General features: G+C 71.2%; 4 protein-coding genes. All 4 read left to right on the forward strand.

Annotated elements, in window-relative coordinates:
* Positions 1 to 219: 219 nt before the first annotated feature.
* The 4 genes from YIM_RS40125 to YIM_RS40140 are packed head-to-tail and all read left to right on the forward strand — an operon-like array spanning position 220 to position 4,355.
* Positions 220 to 1,635: an acyl-CoA carboxylase subunit beta gene (locus YIM_RS40125; RefSeq protein ID WP_153035332.1), complete on the forward strand. Its 1,416-nt coding sequence runs from the start codon at positions 220 to 222 to the stop codon at positions 1,633 to 1,635.
* 21 nt (positions 1,636 to 1,656) lie between these two features.
* Positions 1,657 to 2,412 carry a thioesterase II family protein gene (locus YIM_RS40130; RefSeq protein WP_153035333.1) on the forward strand — a complete coding sequence of 252 codons (756 nt, stop codon included), beginning with the start codon at positions 1,657 to 1,659 and terminating at the stop codon, positions 2,410 to 2,412.
* A 9-nt stretch (positions 2,413 to 2,421) separates the two neighbouring features.
* Positions 2,422 to 3,342, forward strand: a complete 921-nt coding sequence (locus YIM_RS40135; RefSeq protein ID WP_153035334.1) for a phosphotransferase — start codon at positions 2,422 to 2,424, stop codon at positions 3,340 to 3,342.
* A 44-nt stretch (positions 3,343 to 3,386) separates the two neighbouring features.
* A complete protein-coding gene (locus YIM_RS40140) occupies positions 3,387 to 4,355 on the forward strand; it encodes an alpha/beta hydrolase (RefSeq protein ID WP_153035335.1) in 969 nt (322 codons plus the stop codon).
* The last annotated feature ends 14 nt before the right edge of the window (positions 4,356 to 4,369 follow it).

Genomic DNA, 4,369 nt, shown 5'->3' on the forward strand with positions numbered 1-4,369 from the left:
CGGCGAGTTCATCCCACCCGGGCTCCGACCGCACCCGGTACCGCCAAGCCTGCCAGGTCGCCCGCACCCCCCGAACCGGCCCCTACGCACCGGAAGGACCTCGGGTAGGGGGTTGTCGCCCCCGATCACGCCTGCCACTTTGAAGCCGAGGCCGCCGACCGGGGCGCCCGGTCACAGTATCCACCCAGTCCACCACTTTCGCGGGCGGAGAAACCACCGATGTCCCTGACTGCAACCACTGGCCAGAACGCACCCGCCGACCACCGCCTCCCGTCCGTGCGCCTGGCGAAACTGCTGGACGAGGACTCGATCACCCCGCTGCAGGAAGCCGACGACAGCGGGGTGTTCTCGGTACGCGGCCGCATCGACGGGGCCACCGTGATCGTCTACTGCACCGACGCCACCAAAATGGGCGGCTCGCTCGGCGCGGCTGGTTCGGACCACATCATCGCCGCGATCGAGACCGCGGTGCGCGAGCGGCGGCCGGTGCTGGGGCTGTGGCACTCCGGTGGCGCGAAGCTGGCCGACGGCGTCGAGTCGATGGACGGGGTCGGGCGCATGTTCGCCGCGATGACCAGGGCGTCGGGCAAGGTGCCGCAGCTGTCCGTGGTGCTCGGGCCCGCCGCCGGCGCCGCCGCCTACGGTCCCGCGCTGACCGACGTGATCGTGATGGCCGAAACCGGGCGCGTGTTCGTCACCGGCCCGGACGTGGTCCGCAGCGTGACCGGCGAGCAGATCGACATGGCCGGGCTCGGCGGCACGGAGGCACACGGGAAGCGGTCGGGCGTGGTCCACGTGACCGTGGACAGCGAAGAGGACGCCTACGCCAGCGCCCGCAAGCTCACCGGGTTCTTCACCAAGCCCGGCTTCTTCGACCTGGCCAAGGTCGAAGAGGAACGCGACCTCGCCGCCTTCCTGCCGGACTCGCCGAAGCGCGCGTATCCGGTGCACCCGCTGGTCCGCGGCCTGCTCGACGACCACGACTTCGTCGAGCTGCAGGCGAAGTGGGCGCCGAACGTGGTGATCGGGTTCGGGCGGCTCGGCGGCCGGTCGGTCGGGGTCATCGCGAACAACCCGCTGCGCAAGGGCGGCTGCCTCGATTCGCTGTCCGCGGAGAAGGCTTCACGTTTCGTGCGGCTGTGCGACGCGCTAGGGATTCCCCTAATCGTGCTCGTCGACGTGCCGGGCTATCTGCCGGGCGTCGGGCAGGAGTGGGACGGCGTGGTGCGCCGCGGCGCGAAGCTGCTGCACGCCTTCGCCGAGGCCGTCATCCCGCGGGTCACGCTCATCACGCGCAAGTCCTACGGCGGCGCCTACATCGCGATGAACTCGCGCTCTCTCGGGGCCACGGCGGTGTTCGCGTGGCCGGACGCCGAGGTCGCGGTGATGGGCGCGGAGGCGGCGGTGGGCATCCTGCACCGCAAGAAGCTGGCGGCCGCACCCGAGCACGAGCGGGAGGAACTGCGGGCCGCGCTGGTCGCCGAACAACAGCGGATCGCCGGCGGGGTCGGCCGCGCGATGGCGATCGGGGTGGTGGACGAAGTCATCGATCCGTCGAATACTCGAGCCAGGCTCGTCCAGGCGCTGGCCGCAGCGCCCGCCGGACGGGGACACCACGGGAACATCCCGCTCTAGCAGCGAATGAAGGGACGGAGCATGACCGCGAGTACCGCCGAGGACTGGGTGCGCCGGTTCCACCCCGCGCCCGCCGCCCCGCACCGGCTGCTCTGCCTGCCGCACGCGGGCGGCTCGGCCAGCTACTTCTTCCCGGTCTCGCGCGCGCTCTCGCCGGGCATCGAGGTGCTCGCGGTGCAGTACCCGGGCAGGCAGGACCGGCGCGCGGAACCGCTGATCGACTCGATCGAGGTGCTCGCCGACCAGGTGACCGACGCGATCGACGGGTTCACCGACAAGCCGCTGGCGATCTTCGGGCACAGCATGGGGGCCACCCTCGGCTTCGAGGTGGCCAGGCGGCTGGAGAAGCGCGGTGTGGTGCCGGCGGCGTTGTTCGCCTCCGGGCGGCGCGCGCCCTCCCGGCACCGGGACGAGAAGTTCCACGAGGGCTCGGACGACGAACTGCTCGCCAACGTGCGCAGCCTGGCGGGCACCGAGCAGGCTCTGCTCGGTGACGACGAGATCGTGCGGATGGTGCTGCCCGCGATCCGCGCCGACTACCGCGCCGCCGAGACCTACCGCTACCCGGAAGGCCCGGACCTGAGCTGCCCGATCTTCGCCATGGTCGGCGACGACGACCCGAAGGCGACGGTGGACGAGGCGGGTTCGTGGGAGCGCCACACCAGCGGCCCGTTCGAGCTGAAGGTGTTCCCCGGCGGGCACTTCTACCTGAACGAGCACAACGCCGCCATCCTGGACATCATCGCCGCGCAGCTGCGCTCACCCAGCCGGATCTGACCCGGTCCGTTGGACGAGCTGCCGGACTGGCTACCCGGCTGGTGCCTCGACCACCTCGGCGGCGAGCCCGCCGAGGTGCTCTTCCGGCTGGAGAGCATCTCGGTGGTGTACGGGCTCCGGCTGACCGGCGGCACGGACGTCGTGGTCAAGTCGCGTCCCGGCGACGGCCGCGCCGGGGCCTGCGTCACCGCGCAGGCCCGGCTGGCCGAGCGCGGGTTCCCGTGCGCGCGGCCGGTCACGCCGGTGACCGGGGTCGGGTCGCTGGCCGTGCACGCCGAGGAGTTCCGGCCCGGCGGTGACATGCTGCGCGGGGACACACCGGACGTGGCCGTGCGGTACGCGGAGGTGTTCGCCCGGCTGATGGGCGAACTGGCCACCGTGACCGTCGAGCCACCGTTGCCGAATCCGCGTTGGTCGCGGTGGGACCACACCGATCCCGGTATCTGGCCGTCGATCGGGTTCCTCGACGCCCGGGACCAGAGCGTCGTGCCCGCGTACCTCGTCGACACCGCGACCCGGGCACGGAAGCGGCTGCTGGCCGCGGATCTGCCGTGCGTGCTGGGCCACGCGGACTTCGAAGCGCAGAACCTCCGGTGGCACGGCGTCGAGGTGTGGACGGTGCACGACTGGGACAGCCTGGCGTGGCAACCGGAAGCGGCGCTCGCGGGAGCGGCGAGCGGCGCGTTCGCCAGCGACGGGCCGCCTTTCCTGGCCTCGATCGAAAGTTCCGAAGCGTTTCTCGCGGCGTACCAGGATTTCCGAGGGCGCGCGTTCACCGCCGTGGAGCTGGAAGTCGCGTGGGCGGCCAGTCTGTGGGCGGCCGGGCACAACGCCCGATGGGAAGCGCTGCACGGCACTCCGCCGTTGTCACTCGACACCCTGCGCGCCCAGGCCGCCGAACGCCTCCGCCGCGCGAACGCCCTGCTGTAGCTGCGGTTTAGGGCAACTTTGGCTGAGCGTTCAACCATGGGGGCATGAATGATGTCGAGGAGCTCAAGCAGTTCGCCCTCGTGCACGCCAGGACGCAGGGGGTTCCGCCCGAGCTGACCGACGCGGTGCTCGGCCGGATCACCACCGACGACGCGGGCACCCCCGGTTCGTGGACGGGTGAGTGGTCCAGGGCCGCCGAGGAGTCCGAGGCCCGGCAGCAACTCGCCGACGCGAGCCGGCTCTACACCATGGCCCGCTTCCCGTTCGTCGACGGACCGGCTCGGCAGCACGCACTCGACAAGGCCGTCGACACCTTCACCAGGTCCGGCTCCGGCCTCGAACCGTTCCAAGTGGACACTCCGGCCGGGGTGATCCGCTGCTGGCGCGGTGGTTCCGGCCCGCTCGTCCTGGTCTCCGGCGGGATCGTCAGCATCAAGGAGCAGTGGGCGGGCCTGCTCGGCCAGCTGATCGGGGCCGGGCTCTCCGGAGTGGTCACCGAACTTCCCCGTACCGGCGGGAATTCGCTGCCGTACGACGCCGAAAGCTGGCGGATGATCCCCGCGATCCTCGACGCGCTCGGCGCCACGTCGGCCTACGCGATGATGATGAGCTTCAGCGGTCACCTCGCGCTGCGCTGCGCCGCGCGGGACTCGCGCATCAAGGGCATTCTCACCGTCGGCGCGCCGGTCAGCGGTTTCTTCACCGACGCCGCCTGGCAACAGACGCTACCGCGCGTCACCGTCGACACGATCGTGCATCTGACCGGGGAGAAACCGGGTGGGCTCGCGGACTGGGCGTTGAGCGCCGACGAGCTGGGCGCGATCGACGTCCCGGTCGCCTACGTGGCCAGCAAACGCGACGAAATCATTCCCCCGCAAGACATCGAGCTGCTCACCGCGCACGTGCGCCGGTTCAGCCTGCTGGAGCACGACGACGTGCACGGCTCCCCCGCCCACACCGCGCAGACGGGGGCGTGGCTCACCCAGTCCCTCCAGGCGATGACCGCCAAATGACCGAAAGGGCGTCC

Source organism: Amycolatopsis sp. YIM 10 (assembly GCF_009429145.1).
GTDB lineage: Bacteria > Actinomycetota > Actinomycetes > Mycobacteriales > Pseudonocardiaceae > Amycolatopsis.